17 protein-coding genes are annotated in these 19070 nt (G+C 54.0%); 2 read left to right on the plus strand and 15 right to left on the minus strand.

Features of this window, described 5'->3' with window-relative positions; all coding sequences use genetic code 11:
- The 11 genes from MKY86_RS24525 to MKY86_RS24575 form a co-directional block, all read right to left on the minus strand.
- A complete protein-coding gene (locus MKY86_RS24525; protein ID WP_076083149.1) occupies positions 1–786 on the minus strand; it encodes an ABC transporter ATP-binding protein in 786 nt (261 codons plus the stop codon).
- Complete coding sequence (gene nikC, locus MKY86_RS24530; protein ID WP_076083146.1) at positions 787–1626, minus strand: nickel transporter permease; 840 nt, start codon at positions 1624–1626, stop codon at positions 787–789.
- A 23-nt stretch (positions 1627–1649) separates the two neighbouring features.
- Positions 1650–2594: a nickel ABC transporter permease gene (gene nikB, locus MKY86_RS24535; protein WP_076083143.1), complete on the minus strand. Its 945-nt coding sequence runs from the start codon at positions 2592–2594 to the stop codon at positions 1650–1652.
- Positions 2595–2746: 152 nt separating this feature from the next.
- Positions 2747–3583, minus strand: a complete 837-nt coding sequence (locus MKY86_RS24540; protein WP_083685601.1) for an aldo/keto reductase — start codon at positions 3581–3583, stop codon at positions 2747–2749.
- A 189-nt stretch (positions 3584–3772) separates the two neighbouring features.
- Entirely contained in the window at positions 3773–4231 is a 459-nt protein-coding gene (locus tag MKY86_RS24545; RefSeq protein WP_076083140.1) for a cupin domain-containing protein, read from the minus strand.
- 145 nt (positions 4232–4376) lie between these two features.
- Positions 4377–5312, minus strand: a complete 936-nt coding sequence (locus MKY86_RS24550) for an SPFH domain-containing protein (protein ID WP_083685599.1) — start codon at positions 5310–5312, stop codon at positions 4377–4379.
- The gene (locus MKY86_RS24555) at positions 5312–5746 is read right to left on the minus strand and encodes an NfeD family protein (protein ID WP_076083137.1); all 435 of its coding nucleotides are present in this window, start codon (positions 5744–5746) and stop codon (positions 5312–5314) included. The genes MKY86_RS24550 and MKY86_RS24555 overlap by 1 nt, the downstream gene beginning before the upstream one ends.
- An 834-nt stretch (positions 5747–6580) precedes the next feature.
- Positions 6581–8533, minus strand: coding sequence for a glycosyl hydrolase family 18 protein (locus tag MKY86_RS24560; RefSeq protein WP_076083134.1), 1953 nt, complete (start codon positions 8531–8533; stop codon positions 6581–6583).
- Positions 8534–9015: 482 nt separating this feature from the next.
- Entirely contained in the window at positions 9016–9657 is a 642-nt protein-coding gene (locus MKY86_RS24565) for an XTP/dITP diphosphatase (protein WP_076083131.1), read from the minus strand.
- Position 9658: 1 nt separating this feature from the next.
- The gene (rph, locus tag MKY86_RS24570) at positions 9659–10417 is read right to left on the minus strand and encodes a ribonuclease PH (protein ID WP_076083128.1); all 759 of its coding nucleotides are present in this window, start codon (positions 10415–10417) and stop codon (positions 9659–9661) included.
- 191 nt (positions 10418–10608) lie between these two features.
- Positions 10609–11730, minus strand: a complete 1122-nt coding sequence (locus MKY86_RS24575) for a GerMN domain-containing protein (protein ID WP_076083125.1) — start codon at positions 11728–11730, stop codon at positions 10609–10611.
- A gap of 196 nt (positions 11731–11926) precedes the next feature.
- Between MKY86_RS24575 and MKY86_RS24580 the strand changes: the two genes are divergently transcribed.
- The gene (locus MKY86_RS24580) at positions 11927–12526 is read left to right on the plus strand and encodes a phosphatidylglycerophosphatase A family protein (RefSeq protein WP_036694809.1); all 600 of its coding nucleotides are present in this window, start codon (positions 11927–11929) and stop codon (positions 12524–12526) included.
- Positions 12527–12568: 42 nt separating this feature from the next.
- Positions 12569–13399, plus strand: a complete 831-nt coding sequence (locus MKY86_RS24585) for a hypothetical protein (RefSeq protein ID WP_076083122.1) — start codon at positions 12569–12571, stop codon at positions 13397–13399.
- 54 nt (positions 13400–13453) lie between these two features.
- Here the strand turns inward: MKY86_RS24585 and MKY86_RS24590 are convergent, their stop codons facing one another.
- From MKY86_RS24590 to MKY86_RS24605, 4 genes are all read right to left on the minus strand, one after another.
- Positions 13454–14032, minus strand: a complete 579-nt coding sequence (locus MKY86_RS24590) for a TetR/AcrR family transcriptional regulator (RefSeq protein WP_340827551.1) — start codon at positions 14030–14032, stop codon at positions 13454–13456.
- An 898-nt stretch (positions 14033–14930) separates the two neighbouring features.
- Positions 14931–15926 (minus strand): MBL fold metallo-hydrolase, encoded by a 996-nt coding sequence (locus tag MKY86_RS24595; RefSeq protein WP_076083116.1) that lies wholly within the window; start codon positions 15924–15926, stop codon positions 14931–14933.
- 41 nt (positions 15927–15967) lie between these two features.
- The gene (locus tag MKY86_RS24600; RefSeq protein WP_076083113.1) at positions 15968–16705 is read right to left on the minus strand and encodes a class I SAM-dependent methyltransferase; all 738 of its coding nucleotides are present in this window, start codon (positions 16703–16705) and stop codon (positions 15968–15970) included.
- 298 nt (positions 16706–17003) lie between these two features.
- Positions 17004–18731 carry a glycoside hydrolase family 13 protein gene (locus MKY86_RS24605; RefSeq protein ID WP_076083173.1) on the minus strand — a complete coding sequence of 576 codons (1728 nt, stop codon included), beginning with the start codon at positions 18729–18731 and terminating at the stop codon, positions 17004–17006.
- Positions 18732–19070: the final 339 nt, after the last annotated feature.

Raw genomic sequence — 19070 nt, forward strand, 5'->3', positions numbered from 1 at the left:
TTATCTGCAACTCATTAAGTATTTAGTGTAGGGATGCAATGGACGCGAAAAGATGTCAAAGACATTTCCTGATTCCACAATCCTTCCGGATTTCATCACATATACATAATCTGCAAGCTCGGCGACAACGCCGAGATCATGCGTAATGAGCAGGATGCCCATATGATTCGCCCATCTGATCCGGTCCAGCTCCGTAAGTATCTGTGCTTGGATGGTTACATCCAGAGCCGTTGTAGGTTCATCTGCAATAAGTAAGCTTGCCCCGGAAGCCAGCGCGATAGCGATCATGACCCGTTGGCACATCCCGCCGCTAATTTGAAAAGGATATTTATTGAATAGCTGCGCCGGATCGTTAAGGCCCGCTTGCTGCATCTGCTTCATAGCCAGTTGCTTTGCTTCTTGCCCAGTGACTTGCCGGTGCAGTGCGATCGTCTCCATGATCTGCCTTCCAACCGGAAGCACCGGATTCAGCGCGTTCATGGGATCTTGAAAAATAACCGCCATTTCTGTTCCGCGGAGCTTCCTTAGCTGGCGGGCAGAGCACTCCCTGAGGTTGTGGCCGCGAAGCCATATCTCTCCGCTATCAACGACGCCTGGAGGATCTACCAAGCCAAGAATAGACATCGCCGTAACACTTTTCCCACTGCCGCTCTCGCCGACCAAAGCAACAATCTGCCCGGACCTCACTTCGAGACTGACATCCTCTACAGCCCTGACTTGCTGACTTCCGGTATGGAAGCTGGTCGATAAGTGACTAACCTTCAGCAGGGTGGATTCACTGTTCATTTACCGGACGCTCACCTCCCGGGTATCGTAATCACGCGCTGAGCGGCGCAAGCCTTCCCCCAACAGATTGAAGCCCAGCACCGCCAGCAGGATGGCCATTCCCGGGAAGAGCATGAGCCGCGGCTCAGTCTGAATATAGGCACGGCTGTCGTTCAGCATCATCCCCCATTCCGGTGTAGGCGGCTGGGCTCCCAGACCAAGGAAGGACAAGCCCGCAATCGAGAGCATAATCGTCCCCACCTCCATAGAAGCCAGAACGAGAATAGGACGGGCTGCAACCGGCAGGATATGCCTGAGCACAATTTGCAGATGCGAAGTGCCTGATGCTGCGGCGGCTGCGATATATCCGCCTTCCTTGATCTGAAGCACCAGGCTGCGGATCACTCTGGCATATCCCGTCCACCAGACGGCTGCAAAGGCGATTAACAGATTCTTCATACTGGCGCCCAACATGGCTGTAATTGCGAGCGATAGAATTAAGCTGGGAAAAGCAAGTAAGATGTCGATGATCCGCATAATCAATTGATCAATTTTGCCGCCAGCGTAACCAGCCAGTAAACCAACGGGGATGCTAATAGCAAAAACTACAGTCAAAACGGCAAACGAATAGTAAAGCGTAGTTCTTGTCCCATAGATTATGCGGGATAGCACACAGCGCCCCAGATGATCCGTACCCAGCGGATAATCCCAGGAAGGCATACTCAGCTTATGCTCCATGTGAATCTGCAGCGGGTCAGAAGGGGAGAGCCAGGGGGCAAAGAGTCCGGCGCCAATGAACAAAAGGATAATCCCTGCCCCGAGCTTCGCTCCGTTATTCTTAAATAAGCTACTTCGAAACATAATACCTTACTCCTTTTACAGCGTCACCGCAGCCTGATTCGCGGGTCCAGCATCAGATGCAGTGAATCTACTGCCAGGTTAATCAGAACAACGACGACAGCCATCCATAATACATAACCCTGAATGACAATATAGTCTTTTGCAAAAATCGCCTCAATCACATACTTTCCAATCCCCGGCCAGGAAAATATAGTCTCTACGACCACAGAGCCGCCGAGAAGCCCTGCTATGTTAACCCCAAGTAAGGTAAGACTCGGAAGAAGTGCATTACGAAGCGCATGTCTGGTGATGACTCTCCATTCCTGCAGCCCCTTGGCCCTCGCCGCCTTGATGTAGAGCGTAGACAGAACGTCCAGCAGACTGGAACGAATCAAACGGATATACACCCCTGCCATGCCAAACCCAAGTGTAAAAGCAGGCAGAATGACACTGGAGACCCCATCCATTCCCGTTACAGGTAATAGCTTCAGCTTCACTGAACCATAATAAATCAGGAGCAGACCCAGCCAGTAGCCTGGCATGGATACGCTAAACAGAGCACATACTCTTCCCAGCCGGTCAAACCATTTCCCCGTATATAATGCAGAGCCTACACCCATAGGCAGAGCAATAAGAATAGCAGCCAATAAGGAACAAGCGCTCAATAGCGCAGTAGCCGGGAAACGACTCATAAGCTCTGTGAATACCGGACGATTGCTGCTGTAGGATATGCCTAAATCGAGGTGGAGCACACGGTACAACCAATGAACATATTGCATATATACAGGTCCATCCAGACCCAGTGCAATTCTTGCCGCCTCAATGGCTTCATATGTAGGCTTAATACCGTCAGTACGCAGCATAATCTCTGCAGAATCACCTGGGGTTAGGTGCATCAGCGCAAAGGTTATGACTGAGATGCCTAGCAGCACAGGAATGAGCTGCAATAAACGTTGCAACAAAGTTCGTATAATGGCATTCAACTCCATGTCTTTAATCGTAATTATTACGATTATAACATAAAAATTTTAAATGAATAGTCCTAATAAAAAAATAGCATGCTGCCGCCAAATGCAAAAAGCAGCCCCCCTTGAGGAGGCCGCTCTGTGCATCTACAGCTTATAATGCTCTATCTGTCAGCTTAGAAGTTGAAATTATCCGGGTCGGGGCCGAAGCGGCGGTTCTGGTTCAGATTCTCGATCGCCTTGACATCATCATCACTTAACGTGAAGTCAAAGAATCCCGCATTCTCGATGATCCGCTCCTGATGGACCGACTTCGGAATGGTGATGACACCCTGCTGCAGATCCCAGCGCAGAACAATCTGTGCTACCGTCTTGCCGTAACGCTCCGCCAATTCCTTCAGCAGCGGCAGGTCCAGATTACCCTGCATGAGCGGACTCCAGGCTTCCAGCTGGATATCATGCTCCCGTGCATACTTCAGCAATTCACGCTGGGTCAGCAGCGGATGGAATTCCACCTGGTCCACCACCGGCACCACGCCGCTGTCCTCGATGATATCCTCCAGATGATGCGGCTGGAAGTTGCTCACCCCGATGGATTTGACCAGCCCTTCCTTTTGCAGATGGATCAGCGCTTTCCAGGTTTCTTTATATTTGCCGGCCACCGGCCAGTGGATCAGATACAAATCTACCTGCTCCAGGCCCAGCTTCTTGCGGCTGACTTCAAAGGCCTTCAGTGTCGATTCATAGCCCTGATCCGGGTTGCGGACCTTGGTGGTAATAAACAGCTCTTCCCGGGGGACTCCGCATTCACGGATTGCCTGCCCCACACCCTCTTCATTGTTATAGCCGGCAGCCGTATCAATACTGCGGTACCCCGTCTCCACCGCAGACTTCACCGCACGGATAACCTCCTCGCCATCCTTGGTCTGCCATACGCCAAGACCCAGCCACGGCATAGTTACTCCATCGTTCAAGGTAGGCCCGCCTGTAAATGGTGCGTTCATTTCACTCATATGGATACCCTCCAAGCCTAATTTGAATTCAACAAGCTTCCTTAACCGTATTACCGCTCTCATAATCATCCAATTGCGAAATCCGTTCCCGTTATAGCGAATAGGTTGCCAAATCGTGAAGATTGTATGCCTCTTATGTACAAAAATGGAGCACAGCCCCTTCCCGGCCGTACTCCATTACATACCTGCTTATTTCTTGTCAATCAGCTTGAAATCGTCAAAGTGGAACTCCGGCGATACGATGCAGGAGACGAGCGCCGGTTCTTCGCCGAGCGGGCGGGCTGCCTGCCATACGCCTGGAGGAATCACTACCTGCGGCTGCTGGCCTGCAGCGATATCCAGACCCAGGATAACCTCCGTTACGTTCTCCGGCTCTGCGCCATTGCCTCCCAGACTAAGCACGATCGGGCTGCCGGAATGATACAGCCAGATTTCGGAGGACAACACAGTATGCCAATCCGAACTCTCGTCAGCATGAAGCAGGAAATAGATCGATGAAGCTGATGCGCGCGGGCCCGAATAAGCCTCGCCCAACGTGTCCTGAGGAATCTCAAACGGAGAATTCCACAGTCTCTTGTACCATCCGCCTTCCACGTGGGGCTGTAGCCCCAAGGTTTCTACGAGCGGGGAAATTTCTTTTTGCGTCACGGTATCTTCTCCTTTAAGTTTTGCACAGCGGCAAAACAGTCTTCATAAGCAAAGGCTTAAGAGGTACAAGCGTACCTGCTAAGCCTCAGCCTGATTGTGCTATTAACTGTAACGGATCCTGCAGCAATTGTAAATTGTCTTACGCTTATTTGCCTTCTTTGCTGGCCTTGAATACTTCGGCGATCGCTCCCAGGCTGCCCAGTGTCTCCACCGCACTAGTCGGCAGGAATATTTTGTTCGCTGGTCCCTTAGAGATGTCAGTCAAGGCTTCAAAGGATTGATAAGCCAGCACTCTTTCATCCAGTCCTGCACTGGCGATCATGGCAATCCGGGCCTTCTCGGCCATCGCCACTGCTTCGATCGCCTTGGCCTGACCGAGAGCTTCCAGCTCCTGCGCCTGACCGAGACCTTCCGCCTGACGGATGCGGGCTTCCTTATCCCCTTCCGCCTTCAGGATCTTACTCTGCTTATCCCCTTCAGCACGAAGGATCATATCCTGCTTGGCGGCTTCCGCCTCCAGGACAATCGCACGCTTGCTGCGTTCTGCCTTCATCTGTTTGTCCATGGCTTCCTGGATATCGAGCGGCGGCTTGATGTCGATCACTTCGACACGCTCAATGCGCACGCCCCACTTCTCTGTCGCTTCATCCAGCGCGAGACGGATGTCGGAGGAGATTTTCTCACGGCCGGACAAGGTCTCATCCAGCTCCAGCTTACCGATAATCTGACGCATGGTGGCTGTGGAGATATTCCGTACCCCGTACACATAATCGGAGATTCCGTACGTTGCTTCTTCCGGACCTACCACCTGATAGAAGATAATCGTATCGATCTGCACCTGCACGTTATCCTTCGTGATTACCGTCTGCGGCGGTACATTCGCCTGTTGAATCCGCAGGTCATGATAGACCCGCACCTGATCAATTACCGGAATAAGAATGTTCAGACCTGGTGTGAGCAGGCGGTGGAATTTACCCAGACGCTCTACAACCCCAACTCTTTGCTGCGGGACAATCTTGATCGTCATTGCGATAAATACTACGACGACAACAATAATAATTCCGATAATTATCAATTCCATTAGTACATATCCCCCCATCGTTCTACTTCAATAATGGTAGTGCTTCTTCTTACTACAATTACCTGCTGACCCTTACCCAGTGCCACTGTTGAGGTTGCACTCCATGTATCGCCGCCAATCTTGACCTGCCCGTAACGGCCAGGCTCAATCGGTTCGGTCACCAGACCCTGTCTGCCGATAATCTCGGTACCCGTATCCTTGAAGCCCCGCGCATTGCGCAGCCGCTCAGACAAAGGCTTGGTGAAGAACGTCAGGACCAGGGCTAACAGCGAACCTGCTACGACCTGCAGCAGCCATGCATCCGGCAGCACAAGCGCAACCAGTCCGGCAGCCAAGGCTCCCAGGCTAAGCCATAACAAATAGAATGTAAACGTAAACATCTCTACAACAAACAAGACGCCAGCGGCAATTAACCACAATACCCACATACTCATTGGTGAACCCACCACCTTCCGCTATATACTACTATAACGAAATAATCGGCATCACGTTTCACAAATTTTTAGAGGCCGGGACAGCCGCCTGTCTGTTCATTATATTTCAGCCTGTGGAAGCTTATGAACCTTAAGCGGGATACAGGACGGCTAAATTGTATTTAAACATAAATATATCCAATCGAAGCGCAAAAAACTCATTACCCAAATTTCCGTCCCCCGGAATCCTGCTTCCAAAACCTCCAAGGAACGGAATTAGTTATAAAGATAGTGCAAACCACCGCGCTGGGACTGAAACCTGAGATTATGCGGTGAGGGGCTGACGGGTGTATGAATAGTTACGCTAGACAATAACACTGTGTCGTTTCAGCACAACTTGATGTACTTTATCTGTTAGTTTGAACCGCGGCGGATGAAGCAAGTGGATATTGTACATCTAATTCGGGGTCATTGTGGCACATAGAGAAATCAGTTGGAAAAACAACACTTAATCGATCCGTTTTTTCATGAATCGAGAGAGTTCGGCGGATTAACTGTACTTTTTCCAACTACTCCCTTCAATGACCGCGTTTCAGCGAAAATAAATGCCTTTTTTCCAACTGTGTTCGCACTCTATTCATAATAGCAAGCAGACTAAACAGCAGGATCGCTCGTATCAACGTTCTAAAAAGCACTAAAAAACGGTGCCAGACTAAAGTCGGCACCGTTCCTTCTTCTATACTTAGGCATACTCATGCCCTATCGCTGGATTCCTACGGATGAACGTTATCGCTGTATCACCCTATAGTCAGCTTCTTCCTATTCTCCTCCTGAAGGGCGCTGCCCGCTCCGCCTTTAGTTCAGCTTCCAGAGCGCAGGAGTGACATTCGGCTCCCAGCCGGCCAGAGAGGTATGCGCCTGCAGGCAGGTGTAGGATTGCCCGCTGTAAGTTACGATATTGCCGACACTATAAGCGGTGCCCGCTTTCCAGGCAGCAGCGCCTGGGGTAGCCGAAGGGACTGGCGTCACTACAGGAGTAGAGGTTGGCGCTACTGTCGGCGTAGCCGAAGGGCTTACTGTCGGGAGTGGCGTAGCTGTCGGCTGCGGAGTAGCGTTACCGCAGGTTCCGGTCACCCGCCACACCCCGAAAGCTCCGCTAAGATCCGGCCGGTCCCCTTGCGTCCACCACTGGGCCTGATAGATCAGCCCTCCATAGGAGACCTGCTGCCCCTGTGTGTAGACAGCGGTGGAACTCCACGCATTGGCCGTGCATTGACCTGGTGTCGCAGTCGGCGTTGCTGTTGCGGTCGGCGTGGCCGATGGCTTCACTGTTGCGGTTGGTGTCACTGTTGCCGTAGGTGTTGCTGACGGCTTCACTGTCGCGGTCGGCGTTGCTGTTGCGGTCGGCGTGGCCGATGGCTTCACCGTTGCGGTCGGCACCGGCGTAGCCGTTGGCGTCACTACTCCGCCGCCCAGTTCAGCGCTGAGCTTGGTCTGCAGCGTCTTGTTGCGGTCTCCGCTGGTCTCCCAGAACATTGCCCCGGCGAGGCCTTTACTCTTGAGATAGCTGGCCTTGAAGCCGATGGATTCGGCATCATCATAGCTGATGAAGGTTTGATTGGACGGGTTATAGAGATAAGGGACCTTGGAGGTGTTGTTCCAGTAACGGGTGTAGCCGTTCTTATTGATATAATTGGCCTCCAGATCACTGAAATCGTAGTTGCCCTTCTCCCAGGTTCCGGTCTGGGAGATCCCCGCAGATACCTGATATTGCCCGTTGCCCGCAGCAGGGGCCCCGCCCCAGCCCCGGCCGTAGAACGGCATGCCGAGCACCAGCTTATTAGCCGGTACGCCTGCACTCAGATAGCTGGTCACCGCCTTGTCGATATTATAGTTCGCCGGCTCGGTCAGCCCTGACGATGCGGCTGCCGGGTCATAATACAGCGGCGCATTGTGGCCGGTAGTAGGGTTCCAGCTGCCGTTGAAGTCGTAGGTCATAATGTTAATCCAGTCCACCACAGAGGCGATTCCGCTAAGATTGTTATTCTGGATGTAGGTCGGTCCGGCACCGGAAGCGATGGTCAGCAGATACGTTTTGCCGTCGGCAGCTCCTGCGGCATTCAGCTTTTCCCGAATCTTCTGGAGCAGCAGGATGTAGTTCTGCTTATCCTCGGGGCGGTAGCTGTTGCCCGCAAGTCCGCCGCTGACCGGGTATTCCCAATCCAGATCGACACCGTCCATCTTGTATTTGCGGATGAAATCGACGGAAGAATTGGCGAACACCTCACGGGTTGCCGCCGTGGCAGCCACATCCGAGAAGCGGTTGGACCAGGTCCAGCCCCCGACGGAGATCATCGTTTTCAGATTCGGATTCTTTTCCTTCAGCTTCCAGAGCTGCTTCAGATTCCCCTTGATCGGGTCATCCCATTTATCATCGCCGAAGCTTTTCTGGGCATCGATCCAGGGATCGCCCAGCACTACGGTGCCATTGGGAACGCTGATCGCCTGTCCCTGCTCGTTCTGGCAGGACCAGGTGACCGGATTCGGCCCGGTCGGATCGGGATTGCCGTGTATGCCGTTCCAGCAGATGTCGGCAAAGGCATAGTTGATGACATTCATTTTGCCGGGATCGATATCCGTTACATTATAAGCCCGCCCGTAGGCGGCCCATGAAGCATAGTAGCCGACAATCTTGTAGTCTCCGGCTGCCTGAACAGTTCTGCTGTTTGCACCAAAAGCCGAAAAAAGAGTAAGGAAAAGGACTGCCGCCAAGCCAAGCACAAAGGATTTGCTTTTGATAAAGGCCATTTCGTGATTACCTCCCCGGTTCAATGCGTAACCTGTAAGCCTGCTTCAAGGACATTCATGCGTCTTTGCCATCAAGGATATTAAGTGACCGTTCTTCCCTTGCCGCGCATGAGAAAGCTCAGCGTTCACCTCCCGGACCCGATTGGCCTTGACCTTCACCCTGTGAAACTATTAAACTCCTGGCAATCTGACTGGTAGAATAGTGAAATACAGCTCAAAAAAAGCGCAGTTCAGCAGCATACGGATCACTCGCTCCGCTACGGCCTACGTTGTTGTTTGGTACAGGGCAGGGTGGGTGGATTGCGACGATTTGCGGAAGGATGCAGGACCTGCGAAGGGGTGAAGTCAACTCTTATTCTCATACAAAGCCGGAGGATATGCTAGGGATAAATTTCCATAATCAGGGGGGATTATTATCTAAAAAAACAGAAGCAGCCCCGAGCATATTCTGCTTACGGGCTGCTTCCAAGATTCCAACTCTTCTATTTACCGCCGCTCTGCGCAGCAGCAAGCTTCTCGGTCAGACGCCGCAGCGCCGTCCCGCGGTGGCTGATCGACTGCTTCTCCTCAAGCGTCAGCTCAGCCATCGTCTTCCCGTATTCCGGGAGATAGAACAGCGGGTCATAGCCGAACCCACCGGCACCCGCCGGCTCTGAGGTAATCCAGCCTTCAACCGTACCCTCAGCCGTCCATTCCCGGCCGTCTGCCGGATCATAAAGCGACAGGGCACAGACGAACCGGGCGGGACTCAGCAGCGGCTGTCCGGTATCCTCCCCCTGCTTTAGCCGCTCCAGCTCGCTCATCAGCTTCAGATTATTCTCCTCATCATCCGCCGCCTCGCCGGCATAACGGGCCGAGTATACGCCGGGGCTTCCGTCCAGCGCCTCTACACAGAGACCGGAATCGTCTGCCAGTACCGGCAGTCCAAGAACGTCCCCTACAGCGCGGGATTTCTTGAAGGCATTCTCGGCAAAAGTGGCCCCGTCCTCGACCACATCCGGCAGATCCGGGTAGTCATACATGCTTTTGACCGTAAGTCCCAAGGGAGCAAAGGCATGCTGGAACTCCCGAACCTTGCCTTTGTTCTTCGTCGCGACAATCAGAATTCCGCTGCCGGACTTCATCCTACACCTCTTGACCGGGCTGGCCGGCAGGGATTTTGAGCGCGATGGCGCCAAGGACTTCTTTTTGCACAGCGATCAGCTCGTAGATCCCTTTCTCTCCGAGACCCAGCAGCTGGTCCAGCTCCTGGCGGGTGAACGGGCGCTCTTCGCCTGTGCCCTGAACCTCAACGAAAGCGCCGCTGCCCGTCATGACCACGTTCATATCCACCTTCGCCTTGGAATCCTCTTCATAATTCAGATCGAGCAGCGTCTTGTCGCCAACGACACCCACACTGATGGCTGCCAGGTAGTCTGTAATCGGGAAGACCGTCAGCTTATTCTGGAGGGCAAGCTTGTTCATGGCGAAGGCCATCGCTACAAAAGCACCCGTGATCGAAGCCGTCCGCGTTCCCCCGTCTGCCTGAATGACATCGCAGTCCAGCGTAATGCTGCGTTCGCCGAGCGCCTGCAGGTTCACCACCGAACGCAGGGCCCGTCCGATCAGGCGCTGGATTTCCATGGTCCGCCCGGTCAGCTTGCCGCGTGCGGCTTCACGCTGGTTGCGGGTCTGGGTCGCGCGGGGAAGCATCGAATATTCGGCGGTTACCCAGCCCTTGCCTTGACCCTTCAGAAACGGCGGGACCTTCTCATCCACGGTTGCCGTACAGATAACCTTGGTATCTCCCATCTCAATGATGACGGAGCCTTCTGCATATTTGTTGGTCTGGGTCGTTATCGTCAGTGGCCGGAGCTGGTCTTCGTTGCGTCCGTTTGATCTCATCTTTTCTGCCTCCTACATCGTATAGCGCAAAGTTTGTGTATACATTCATCCGTATCTTATACGCAGAAACGGGTGCCGCCCCCTATGGAAGAGAACGGCACCGCTGCTCCTGACCCGTTATTCGGATGAACAATACTTTATTCTATCAAAGAGTAGGCACAAAAGCATCTTTTTAGGCCGGTGGATTCGCTCTAAAGCGGCAGCTCGTTCACATATTCCGGCGCGGAGACCGGCTGGCCGTAATCGACGTTGTTGGTACCCGTAACCGTATCCTTGCCGTTCAGACGGATCTGTACCAGCGAATCATCTGTATTCTGGGCCACCGTCAGCACGACCGACTCCAGCATCTCCTCGGGAATGCTTGTGCTGCCTTCGAACATATCATCGGTCAGCGATACGGTGACTACCCCGTTCTGCCCTGCTTTTACAGAATCAACTACCGTTCCCTGCGTCATGACCATCTCCAGGCCGTTCTCGGACTGCGGTCCGGCAATCAGCTCGCTCAGAGCTGCCTTCACCGTATCCCCGCCAGCGGGTACAAAACGGGTAACCGGAACATAATACTGGTGGCCGCCATCCGGTGAAGCAGCTGCAAAATAGACCGTGACTGCGCTGGAGTTCATCATCAGTGCGTTATGCTTTGGCAGATTAATGCCCATGGTACGGGACAGCGGACGATCCAGCGGTGTGCCTTGCAGCGGCATTTCAGTCAGCTTTTTGCCATCGACCCAGAGCTGCACTCCCTTAATGTCGTCCTGCCCGGTCAATGTCCAGGTCAGCGCTTCGAGAATTTTGCGTTCATCTGCAGGATCGTAGTCGTTAAACGCCGAGTTGAATTCAACAATTGCCACATGATCCTGGCCTACAGATACATTGCTCACTTTCGTCCCTGCGGGTAGTACGCCTTGGAAGCCCTTAGGCAGTGCAGACGCGTAATCCCCCTTGCTGACCAGTGCCGTGAGGGAATTTTTCAGCATGACCGTGTCCTCGCTTTTCGGAAAAGACAGAGCCACCGGAGCCAGCAGACCGTTCTGATCCTCCAGATACACAGTAGTCCGCTCCCCGGCTACAGCAGGCGCACCGGTATCCTTCACCCCGGCAGACAGATCAGTCTCATCCATGGAGGCCGGTCCGAATACACCGGTATCCAGCGTATCTTCCCCGCTCACTTGCAGCATTTGCGCTTCTACGGCGGCGGGAGGCGGGTCCACAGCGGCGGATTCTGAACCGAACAGACTGCAGCCGGAGAGCACAAGCGGAACGGCCAGCAGGCAAGCCGCAGACGCCCCGCGGAGGTGTTTCACTGGTTTCATCAATCTTCATTACCCCTTTCTAGCGCTAAGATCAGTTTGTACTGCTATGTATACGAGCCCTGTGTCCAAAAAATAACAACAGCTTATCCTAAATTACAGAAGTTCTATTCCGGACGTTTCTGGACATCGGTCTGCCGCTTGCGTACAATTTAGTACATACCCAAATCACACCCGACTCACGAATGGAGGACTTCCTATGACTGATGCCAAAATTCCTTACAGCCTCAACAGCAAAGCCGTTGCCGAAGCGACCCGGTACTGGCTGCACAAACGCGGGGTCACTCTGGAGGAGATTGCCGAGCTTGTCATGATGCTGCAAAAGAAATACTATCCGGGCCTGACCATGGAAGAATGTATTCATAACGTTGAGATGGTCCTCAGCAAGCGTGAGGTGCAGAATGCAGTCTTGACCGGCATCCAGCTGGATGTGCTGGCGGAGGAGGGCAAGCTGTTCTCGCCGCTGCAGGATATGATTGAGAACGATGAAGGATTGTACGGGGTAGACGAGATTCTCGCCTTCTCGATTGTTAATGTATATGGCAGTATCGGCTTCACCAACTATGGTTACGTGGACAAGCTCAAGCCCGGCGTACTGGAGAGGCTGAATGACAAAACCACCGGCCAGATCCATACCTATCTGGATGATATCGTAGGTGCTGTAGCCGCAGCGGCCAGCAGCCGGATCGCCCACCGCAAGCAGGCGGAACGCGAGCAGGAGCTGGGCCTGCCCCATGCCCCGGAGGACGCGGAAGAGGCTGCACGGCGCAGCAGGCTGGAGGAGACGTTGCCGGAATAAGAGGAGAGCTACTATTCATAAAAGGAAAGGTGCGAAGTATGCATGACCTATTCGTTCGTAGTGGAGCCGCTGGCCGTCCAGGATTTCGAGAGTGAGGATGAGCGGATTGAGCGGTGTAAGGAATGGAATCTTCTGCCCGGTTCAGCTACCCGGGTCAAGACTTATCTGTACAAGCGGCAGGGCCTGACCCTGCCTTGTGAAATTATAGGGTTTGTGGATAATCAGACGGTGGTGGTCCAGTTCGAGAATAAGCAGCAGCATTGTATCCACCCGGCGTACCTCAAAGAAATGCAGACCGCCAGCTTCGGCCAGCGCGCACAAGCGGCGGCAGATGCACGGTCCGAGGACCCGGCAGAAGCTGCCGGAGAGGAGTTGCTGGAGAACCAGCCGGTTGAGGAGGTTCGCGGTGAGGCCGATGTGGAGGGTGCGGGAAGTGCTGGTGCTGCGGGGGGCGATACTGCGGAGCGTTCAGAGAGTGGGATTGCTGCGGAAGGCGTGAGTGCTACGGAGACAGCGGCTCCGGCAGAGAAGCTGCGCAAGCCAGCCGCCTCCAAAAAGAAGCCCGCCCTGCAGCTGCCGGAAGACAAGCTCAAGGTTACAGCGGTTGTCAAGGAATTCACGACCGTTCCCAACCACTTTTCGGATAACGATGATGAAGTGATTATCTATGACAATGTAGCGATAGAAGGGCATGAGCTGGCCATTGACGAAGTCTGGTCAAGCCATAGTGCCACGCTGAAGAAGCTGGAGCTGAAGGAGGGCGACCCTGTTTCTTTTGAAGCAAAAATTGTGGCTAAGAAGCTCTCCCAGCACCCGGTCAAATACAAAATCAACAACCCGTCCAAGATGAAGGTGATCCAGCCAGATTCTTAAGAATGGGGATAATTGCAGACCGCAGGCCACTGGACGACACCGTCAGATTATTGTCTAGGGCAGAGCGTCCAGCGGCTGCGGTCCCATTTGGTTGCGTTCGAGGAGGATACTGATATCCTCCATCAGCTTTTTGGCCGAAATCGGCAGTGAGTGTGTAATCCACCATTCCATGACTCCCACGGCAGCCGAAGCCATAAAATGCAGCAGTATCTCCTTGTTCATCCCCCGGTTCACCCCCTCCATATCGATCTGCTCCGCCAGTCCCTCCATCAGCATGGCATGCAGACGGCTTCTGAAGGCAGGAATGCCGCTGTTATTAATCAGGGTAATGAAGACGGTAGCATGTTGCTCGACATATTCAGCCGTACGCAGCAGAGGACCGGAAGAGGTGAAATCCAGATTCTCCTGGACGCCCATACAGCGGTCGCGCAGCTCCGTCATTTCCTTCTCCACACACTGATCCAGCAGATCATATTTGTCCACAAAATGCAGATAGATAGTCCCTCTGCTGACATTAGCCCGCTCCGCAATCTCATGGACCGTAATCTGCTCAAAGCTCTTCTCTTCCATCAGACTAAGAAACGCCTTAAAAATAGCATCCCGCGTCTTCCCAATCCGCCTGTCCACCGCCATCCCTCTTACATCTCCTTCCCTTGAGCCCTTAGTTGGGTTCATTATATTTATCAGTTGTCAAAAAATCAACAGGTGTGCAGAATTCAGGGGCACTTGTGCTCCTCAGTTACGCTCCCCGCCCGCTTTCGCCGAATTCAGGGGCATTTGTGCTCTTCATTTACGCTCCCCGCCCGCTTTCGGCGAATTCAGGGGCATTTATGCTCCTCATTCAGACTGCTCAAAGGGATTAATCCCTTTCATTTCGGATCATTCGCCACTTTCATCCAAATCAGTGGGATTTATCCCCTTCATTTCGGACCATCCGCCACTTCTAGCCGAATCAATGGGATTTATCCCTTTCATTTCGGACCATCCACCACTTTCATCCAAATTAGTGGGATTTATCCCCTTCATTTCGGACCATCCGCCACTTCTAGCCGAATCAATGGGATTTATCCCTTTGAATAGCACACATCACCCGCCTGCAGCCGGGCTGGAGGTAGTGTTGATTACAGGCTGCAAGTTTCACCAACGATTTAGCCAATTTTTCCAGGCATTCCAGTAGTCGAGGTTTCCAGAATAGTGTGAGGGTAGCAACAGGCTAATGAGCGGTTTTCGGTCAGCGGGTTATGTGCAGTGGGGCATTACAGCGAGTTATGGGCTACGTGTTTTGAGCTGTGTGGGCGTGTTATGGGGAGCTACCTGTCGTGAGCTGTGTGGGCGTGTTATGGGGGCTACGTGTCGTGAGTTGTGTGGGCGTGTTATGGGCAACGTGTGGTGAGTTGCGTGTGATGAGCCACGTGTGATGAGCTACTGCATGTCATGAGCTACTACATGTGATGAGCAGCGGGCTATCGGCAGCAAATTACAGTATCTTGTAATCTGCTGCCAGCAGTCGGCACCGCTTCCTCGCGCCAGTCTACTCCACAGCCGTGAAAAGCAGGCCGCCGCCTGGACCGGCCTCCGTCTCGTCCGCCCGCCCCCGGCGCACCAGCTCGGCCAGATGGGCCAGCGCCTCGCTCATGGCGAACCGCATCTGGTGCGCTGTCGCGACCCGGCTGCGGAACAGCCCCTCGCAGACCGCGAACCCGCTCTGCGGTCCGCCTGCGAGCAGCGCGGCTGTAGCATCCAGCCGCTCCTCATGGTGCCGGAGCAGGCTGTCCGCCCGCGCCGTGAACCCCGGGAACGGTTCCCGGTGGCCCGGGAACGCCAGCGTTACCCGCAGGCTGCGCAGCTCCCGCAGCCCCTCCAGGAACGTCAGCAGCGGCTGCGGATCGCTGCCCGGCTGCAGGCCGACATTGGGCGAGATCTGCGGCAGCACAGCATCGCCGCAGAGGATCTGCCCGCTCCCGCCGTGGTAGAACGACACATGCCCCGGCGCATGCCCGCCTGTGATAATGGGCTGCCATTCACAGCTGCCCATCACAAACGGCTCCGCGGCATGGATATAGGTGACCTCCGGCTGCGGGGTCACCTCGGGCAGGAAGCTATCCAGATGCTCCCGGATACCCCGAAGCCACTCCTCCGGCATGCCATGCCGCCGGAAAAAGAGCGGCAGCGCCTCATTCAGAATCGCCTCGTCCCCCCAGGCCAGGGCAGCCTCGGCATGCGCCCGCTCGCTCATCCACACCCGCGCTCCGCTGCGGGACTGCATCCAGCCTGCCAGCCCGTAATGGTCGGGATGATGATGGGTCACCACGATATCCCGCACCTGCGTCCAGGTAAGGCTCAGCGCCTCGAGTACCCCCTGCCAGGCAAGCTCGGCAGCCGGTGTATGCGGCCCTGGATCAATGACTGTAACCCTGCCGTCCTTGTCCGGCAGAAGATAGCTGTTAACCTGACGCAGCGGCAGCCCCATCGGCACCGATACCTGAAGAACTCCGCCGTCCCAAGCTTGAATAATCTCCTTGTTCAACCTTCCTTCGCCTCCTCTAAGCCCTCTCCCTGATGCCATCTCTAAGGTCTGCCTCCCATGAAGATCATGCGGGCTGAGGCTTCCGTGTCATACTCCTCTTCATCGTAGCCGCCGTGAACGGTATCCAGCCGCAGCCCGGCAGCGTCAAGCATTCTGCGGAAATCCTCCAGCGTGTAGAGCTTCACCCGTTCCTGGCACTTGCGGGCCGGAGCGCTCCCAGCCTTCGAGGTCAGCAGGATCTCCTTTTTCACATACCCCTCCTCGATCCGGCGGGTCTCGTCAATCGTGATATCTCCATCCTCCCGGACCGAATGGGGCACCAGATGGCGGATGACGTAAGCCGGGTTCAGGAAATCAATGAGGAACCGGCCACCCGGCTTCAGCATCCGGCAGATCTCCTTAAGCACCTTAATCTGCTCCTCATCCTCTTCAAAATACCCAAAAGAAGTGAACAAATTGACCACAGCATCGAAGCCGCCCGTAAGCGGAAGCTCACGCATATCCGAGCGCAGCCAGGTTACCTGCTCCGCACCCGCCTGCGCACGCGCCTCACGCAGCAGCACCTCCGACAGATCCACGCCCGTTACTTCATAGCCAGCCTGCGACAGAGCCAGCGAATGGCGGCCCATGCCGCAGCAGAGGTCCAGCACCTTCGCACCCCGGGGCAGGCCAAGCCACTGGATCAGGCTCTCCACCTCATGACGCGCACCGCTGAAATCCCTGTGTCTGTATACAATCAGATAGTCCTCGCCAAAACATTGCTCATACCACTCACTCATCTCTCTCCTAACTCCCTCCATACCCCGCTTCACCGCACGGGCTTATCCCTGTCTCTAATAACGCCTATTGTACCGCCTTTTACTATAGAAGCCCAGCGAAGTCACAGACCTGCAACACATAATCATTTATTTATAATTAAAGGAATAGGATCACAGTGTGGACAAAAAACATAATAATTCGCAATACCTCGCGGCGCATATGTATTCAGTCTTCCGCATAACAAACAGCAGTCCCGGCGTTTCCGCCAGGCCTGCTGCACATCTATAGGTTCGGTTCTGCATTCGTTCGGTTCTATGCTCAATTATAGCTTGGGTTCGCTTTAGCAAACCCCTTATCCAACCGCTGCAGATACACGCGCGCTTCATAAGGGCGGAGCTTCAACTGCTGGAGATCCTCCTCCTGAGCAGGCTCATAATTGGAGATCAGCAGTTCCAGCTTCGCGGCGGGCTGGAATTCCTCCGGCAGCTCAAAGACCGGCTCATGTCCGGAGAAATTCAGGATCACGAGCAGCCGCTGATCCTCCAGCGTCCGGGTATAAGCATAGATTTCGGGATGCTCCTCCAGCAAGAGTCTGTATTCACCATAGACGATGACCTGATGTTTTTTGCGCAGCTGAATTAGCTTCTTATAATAGTTGAAAATAGAGTCCGGGTCCTTGACGCTGCTGGCCGCGTTGATCTCCCGGGAGTTCGAGTTGACCCTGATCCACGGGACACCTGTGGTGAACCCGCCATCCTCGCCATCATCCCATTGCATCGGAGTCCGAGCATTGTCGCGGCTTTTGGTATGAATAGCAGCCATGATGTCGGCTTCGGGAACACCGGCGTTGCGCTTTTCCTCATAATAGTTCAAGGTCTCCACATCCCGGTAATCATCGATCGACTCGAAGGCTACATTGGTCATGCCGATCTCCTCACCCTGATAAATGTACGGCGTGCCTTCAAGCATATGAATGAAGGTGGCGAGCATCTTGGCCGACGGTACCCGGTAGTATAGGTCATCGCCGAACCGCGAGACCGAGCGCGGCTGGTCGTGATTGCACAGATAGTTAGCGTTCCAGCCCCGGTTATGCAGGACGGTCTGCCAATCGCTGATGATGGTCTTAAGCTCCGTCAGCTTCCAGGGCACCACATCCCATTTCCCGCTGCCCGGCGAGGCGGCATCCAGATTCATATGCTCGAACTGAAAGGTCATATTCAGCTCGCGGCGTCCGTCTCCGACATAATCCAGCGCCTGCTCCGGCCCAAGCCCGGAGGTCTCCCCTACCGTCATGATGTCGTAGTAATAGAGCACCTGATCGTGCAGATTCTGCAGCAGGGTATGCACATGATTCAGGTTCGAGAACATGTCATAGGCGCGGACAGTGGGGGTGCCGCCGGGATTCAGGGCATCCGGGTAGCCTTCCGCCTTCACGATATGGGCAATTGCATCGAAGCGGAAGCCATCCACACCCTTCTTCAGCCACCACTGCACCATCTCGTGCAGCTTGTCGATGACGGCCGGATTCTCCCAGTTGAGATCTGGCTGGAACCGGGAATACAGATGCAGGTAATATTCATCCGTACGGGGATCAAGCTCCCAGACCGAACCGCTGAAGTAGGATTCCCAGTTGTTCGGCGGACCGCCGTTTTTACCTTTTCGCCATATATAATAGTCACGCTTGGGATTGTCCTTCGAGCTTCTGGATTCCACGAACCACGGATGCTCATGCGAGGTATGATTCAGCACCAGGTCCATCATCAGCTTCATCCCGCGGGAATGCATCTCGCGCAGCAGCAGGTCAAAATCATCCATCGTGCCGAATTCCTTCATAATGTCGCAATAATCGCTGATATCATAGCCATTGTCATGGTTTGGGGATTTATAAATCGGGCAGACCCAGATCACATCCACGCCGAGGTCCTGCAAGTAGTCAAGCTTCGATAAGATCCCGCGCAGATCTCCAATGCCGTCACCGTTACTGTCCATGAAGCTAATCGGATAGATCTGGTAGACAACACTCTCTTTCCACCATTTAGGGTTCACTTCAGATACCTCCGCTTCTCTCGATTCCTGTTGCATAAGACACATTAATATATTTTAACCAGAACAACCGCCTTCAACCAACCTTCGTATTCACATGCCTGATCGACCTTTGCGGCAAAAAGAAAGGCCGGATACCTGATCGGGTACCCCGCCTTCTGCCGGTACGTATCCGGCCCAATGAGTGAAATTATTCTGGTCGAAAGCCGAACGATGACGCTACATACGGTACGCCTAATTGCATTCCGTACATCTAAATCGTCTGATTTATTACCGGTGATACGTTAAACCGAACCCCATAAATTGCTCATGGTGAATGAATTCACTTCTTGGTACTGATGC

It is taken from the genome of Paenibacillus sp. FSL R7-0333 (assembly GCF_038000365.1).
Classification (GTDB): domain Bacteria; phylum Bacillota; class Bacilli; order Paenibacillales; family Paenibacillaceae; genus Paenibacillus_AQ; species Paenibacillus_AQ silagei.

Coding starts and splice junctions, on each gene's coding strand:
- MKY86_RS24540 (WP_083685601.1), bottom strand. CDS start 3,583: ATGAGTGAAATGAACGCACCATTTACAGGCGGGCCTACCTTGAACGAT.
- MKY86_RS24525 (WP_076083149.1), bottom strand. CDS start 786: ATGAACAGTGAATCCACCCTGCTGAAGGTTAGTCACTTATCGACCAGC.
- MKY86_RS24590 (WP_340827551.1), bottom strand. CDS start 14,032: ATGGCGGTGGACAGGCGGATTGGGAAGACGCGGGATGCTATTTTTAAG.
- MKY86_RS24550 (WP_083685599.1), bottom strand. CDS start 5,312: ATGGAATTGATAATTATCGGAATTATTATTGTTGTCGTCGTAGTATTT.
- MKY86_RS24585 (WP_076083122.1), top strand. CDS start 12,569: ATGACCTATTCGTTCGTAGTGGAGCCGCTGGCCGTCCAGGATTTCGAG.
- MKY86_RS24560 (WP_076083134.1), bottom strand. CDS start 8,533: ATGGCCTTTATCAAAAGCAAATCCTTTGTGCTTGGCTTGGCGGCAGTC.
- nikC (WP_076083146.1), bottom strand. CDS start 1,626: ATGTTTCGAAGTAGCTTATTTAAGAATAACGGAGCGAAGCTCGGGGCA.
- MKY86_RS24555 (WP_076083137.1), bottom strand. CDS start 5,746: ATGAGTATGTGGGTATTGTGGTTAATTGCCGCTGGCGTCTTGTTTGTT.
- rph (WP_076083128.1), bottom strand. CDS start 10,417: ATGAGATCAAACGGACGCAACGAAGACCAGCTCCGGCCACTGACGATA.
- MKY86_RS24565 (WP_076083131.1), bottom strand. CDS start 9,657: ATGAAGTCCGGCAGCGGAATTCTGATTGTCGCGACGAAGAACAAAGGC.
- MKY86_RS24580 (WP_036694809.1), top strand. CDS start 11,927: ATGACTGATGCCAAAATTCCTTACAGCCTCAACAGCAAAGCCGTTGCC.
- nikB (WP_076083143.1), bottom strand. CDS start 2,594: ATGGAGTTGAATGCCATTATACGAACTTTGTTGCAACGTTTATTGCAG.
- MKY86_RS24600 (WP_076083113.1), bottom strand. CDS start 16,705: ATGAGTGAGTGGTATGAGCAATGTTTTGGCGAGGACTATCTGATTGTA.
- MKY86_RS24575 (WP_076083125.1), bottom strand. CDS start 11,730: ATGAAACCAGTGAAACACCTCCGCGGGGCGTCTGCGGCTTGCCTGCTG.